General features: G+C 47.0%; 2 protein-coding genes. Both read left to right on the forward strand.

Annotation, left to right across the window (positions count from 1 at the left end):
- The first annotated feature begins 270 nt into the window (after positions 1–270).
- On the forward strand, positions 271–2232 hold the full coding sequence (locus V3S16_RS15555) for a DUF3365 domain-containing protein (RefSeq protein ID WP_413886572.1): 1962 nt from the start codon (positions 271–273) through the stop codon (positions 2230–2232).
- Positions 2229–3620: a sigma-54-dependent transcriptional regulator gene (locus V3S16_RS15560; protein ID WP_413886574.1), complete on the forward strand. Its 1392-nt coding sequence runs from the start codon at positions 2229–2231 to the stop codon at positions 3618–3620. Before V3S16_RS15555 ends, V3S16_RS15560 begins: the two co-directional genes overlap by 4 nt.
- The last annotated feature ends 615 nt before the right edge of the window (positions 3621–4235 follow it).

Genomic DNA, 4235 nt, shown 5'->3' on the forward strand with positions numbered 1-4235 from the left:
AATAAATCTCCAAGTCCCTCACCGGCCAGACCAGAATTTGTCCGGCTTACCGGTTGCAACAGCAATATTTTTTAGATTAAACGATCAATTTTTCAGATTCTTATCTCCTTGACTCAAACGCGCATTTCCCGTAATTTGAAAAGTACAGCTAAAAAAAAATTTTACTCTATACTTTAACTTTTATTTTTCTAAATATCTCAAAGTCTTAACTTTCGTCAAGTAAAACATCGACAAAATGAACCAAACCAAAAAGGAAAAAAATAGCAGATTATGAAAAAGCTAACAGTCAAAACCAAATTCCAAATGGGGTCTGCAGGCATTCTCTTGCTGTTTTGCGCCCTTATATCAGTCTCCGTCTATTACTACCTGAAAAATTTCGTAACCGAGGGCGTTCATAGAGAAACCGAAATTTTTATTGCCACGGCCGACGCCACGCGAACCTATGTCAAGGACGTGCTCAGACCAACGGTAATCAGTCTGCTTCCCGCTGACTCTTTTATTCCTCAGGCCATGTCCACATCTTTTGTGGGGCGGGAAGTTATGAGCCGTCTCCGCCAAAGGTTTCCCGAGTTTCAATATAAACGGGCAGCAAAAAATCCAATGAACCCGATAAACAAGGCCGATAAATTCGAGCTGGATATGCTGCAATGGTTTGCATCCCACCGAAGCACCAATGAGTGGCATGGATTGATTAAAAAGGAGAACCGATCGTATTACACGCGCCTCCGAGCGATATATGCAGAATCCGAGTGCCTTAAATGCCATGGAAATCCTGAAGACGCACCCCAGGCCATGAAAGATTTATACGGAACCAAAGGCGGATACTACTATAAGGAAGGTGATGTCGTGGCGGCCGACACGATCTATATACCGGTTGACGTATCATTTGAACGCATCAAGGAAACCGCATGGATTGTATATCTCATCGCCATCACTTCCCTTTTTTCACTGATAGCCCTCCATTATCTGCTCTTTAACCGGACCGTCGTTCTCGAATTGAAGGGGCTGCTTGCCACCTTCCGCAACATTTCCGGAAATCCGGACCAGAATCAAGAGATCTTGATTGAAGAATCCGGGGATGAGGTCCAACAACTCAAAGTGGCTTTTGAGAATGTGGCCGCTGACCTGCAACAGGCCCATGACGAACTGAAAGTCTCTGAGACCAAGTACCGTCTCCTTTTTGAAACCTCACGGGATGCCATTTTAATTTTGGACGGCGATACCCGGGTGATTGACATTAACAGGGCCGGTATTAAGCTTTTTGGATTTAAAAACCAGCCTGAAGCACTTTCTATCGAGACTTTTTATCAACTTTTCCGGGACACGCGGGATGCTGATTCATTCTTTCGTACGGTAAAAGAAAAAGGATTCATCCAGGGGCTCGAAGTTACCATGGTAGACCGCTCCGGTAAAAAGATTACGGTAATGGTTTCGGCCACCGACCGGCGGGATGAAAATGACCAATTCGCCGGGATCAATGGGGTGTTTCATGATATAACGGAGCGGCGTAAAATTGAAAAATATCTGGTGCAAACTGAGAAACTGGCCTCAATCGGCCAACTGGCTTCGGGCGTGGCCCATGAAATCAACAATCCCTTGGAAGTAATCCGATGTTATTCAAATCTGATTGCCAAGGGGCAAGCGTCGGACAACCAGTTAGCGAATGACATTCAGATCATTCAGAAACACACCGACCATTGCAAGACGGTAGTTGAGGCGCTCTTGAACTTTGCAAGAGTTTCAGAACCAATTAAAATTAAAACAGATATCCACAACTGCATTGAAGAGGTGCTGTCCGTACTGGAACGCCAGATGCAGATGGAACGGATCACTGTGCGTAGAGATTTCTCTGCTAAAATCCCGATGCTGACCGTGGATGCGCAAAAAATCAGACAGGTGTTCATGAATCTTATCATGAACGCCAGACAGGCCATGACCGAAGGCGGTGAAATAACCGTCCGAACGATGTTGCAAAATGAAGGCAACTGGTTGGCCATCGAAGTGGCGGATACCGGACCCGGTATATCCGATGAACATCTTGGACGGATATTCGACCCTTTTTTCACGACCAAAGAGGCGGGAAAAGGTACCGGACTGGGTCTTTCAGTAAGTTACGGCATCATCAAACAGCATGGCGGTGACGTCGAAGTGGAAAGCGCTTTGGGAAAAGGAAGCACCTTTACGGTTCTTCTTCCTACGGATGACGCTTTAAAAGGTAAACTGAGTCGATGATGGCAGATACCATACTAATTGTTGACGATGAAATCGATCTTCTTAACGGTTTGGAACGAACCATAACAATGGAAATAGATTGCCGGGTACTTCTGGCTGAGAATGGTTCGAATGCTTTGAAAATACTAAGGGAAGAGGCGGTTGATGTCGTGCTGGCTGACATTCTAATGCCCGAGATGGACGGCATTTCTCTGCTGCGGGCCACCAAAGATTTTGATCCGGCCGTAACGGTAATCATCATGACGGCCTTCGGCACGGTTGAAAAGGCGGTTGAAGCCGTCAAGGCCGGAGCCTATGATTTCATTCAGAAACCCTTTGAGGAAGAGCGCCTGATTCATATTTTGAAAAAGGGCCTGGAGCTGAATCGCCTGGTTCGTGAAAACGCCCGCCTTTTCGAAAAAGTCCGTGAGCAAGCTCCCTTTGAAAACATGGTGGGCAAAAGCAGACCGATGATTAAGGTCTTCAATACCATTCAGATGCTGGCCCGAACGGACGTTACCGTTTTGATCCTCGGTGAAACCGGAACAGGCAAGGATATGGCGGTCCGGGCCATCCATCGATGCAGCAACCGGCGTCGCAAACCCATGGTAACAGTGAACTGCCCCGCCCTTCCGGAAAGCATACTGGAAAGTGAACTGTTCGGCTACAAAAAAGGCGCCTTCACAAATGCCGCTGAAGACAAAAAGGGACTCTTTGACCAGGCCCACGGCAGCACCATATTTCTCGACGAAATTGGAAATCTTTCGCTTGCAGTGCAAACCAAGCTTCTGGGAGTCCTGCAAGATAAAAAAATAAAGCCTCTGGGTACCAGCACCCGTCATGAAGTCGATGTGCGGATCATTGCAGCGACCAACCAGAACCTGGAAAAGAAAATGAAAAAGCACCAATTTCGGGAAGACCTGTACTTCCGGTTAAATGTGGTCACCATGACCATGCCTCCTCTAAGAGAAATCAAGGAAGACATTCCTCTGCTGGTGGACCATTTTCTGGAGAAAACTGCCTGTGAACTAAATGTTTCTACAAAGAAGCTGCCACCGGAAGTGATGAACTATCTTCTTAAAAAAGATTGGCCCGGTAATATTCGGGAGTTGGAAAATACGATTAGAGGATGGAGTGCCATGACCCCGGGACAGACGATTTCACGTGATATCCTGCCGGTGCCGGAAATTTGTCTGCCAGACAACCTGCAAAATACCGTTCTTACGCGCCCATACAAAGAACTCAAAAAGAAAGCCGTCGAGAATTTTACCCTTAATTATCTTTATCACCTTTTGGAGCATACCAAAGGCAATGTGACCCTTTCTGCCCAAATCAGCGGTATCAAACGTCAATCCTTACAGAAAATTATCAAACGTTTTGGCGTACAGGTTGATCGTTACCGATCCTGACGGCGCCGCAGCTACCGTGAATGTAGCGCCACAAAGTGGCACTGCCATCTGAAAGCGGCATCCCACCTTCCCCCTATAAAGACAGCCCCCCTTTTGCTTTGGAAAATCTTGTAAATCCCGGCTTTGGCCTTTTCCCGGCCCCGGCTGCACGACCGGGAAAACAGGATTACAAGTGACGCCTTGAGGCGGCACTCACGGCGCCTGCCATGGGCTTGTTAACCCAAAAAACCTAAAAAAACAGTATGTTATGTATTTTAACCCCGGTGGCATGTAATTTGCGTATAGGCATTTCTATATTGTAACCGTTCAGAGGTTCACAGGTTCAGGGTTCAAAGACAAAGCAACCCGACTCGGCTGAGCTCGTCGCAGGCTGAACTTCTGAACCCTGAACCTGTGAACGCCTATTCTATATTTAGGTTGATTCTTTATAACCGCCCGGTAAGCGCCCCGGATATTTGGTTGTGGCATGCGCTTCAGCCGCGGGGCCGGCGGTTCGGCAAATCTTTTAACCTTATAGGAGGTAAATTATGGCTGAAAATGTCGGAAGTGATGTCGTCGAAGATGTCGGAAAATGGGAATGGGCCGAATTTTGGAAAAAGGAGGATTGGTGGGCCG

Source organism: Candidatus Desulfatibia sp., assembly GCF_036446775.1.
Classification (GTDB): Bacteria; Desulfobacterota; Desulfobacteria; order Desulfobacterales; family UBA11574; genus Desulfatibia_A.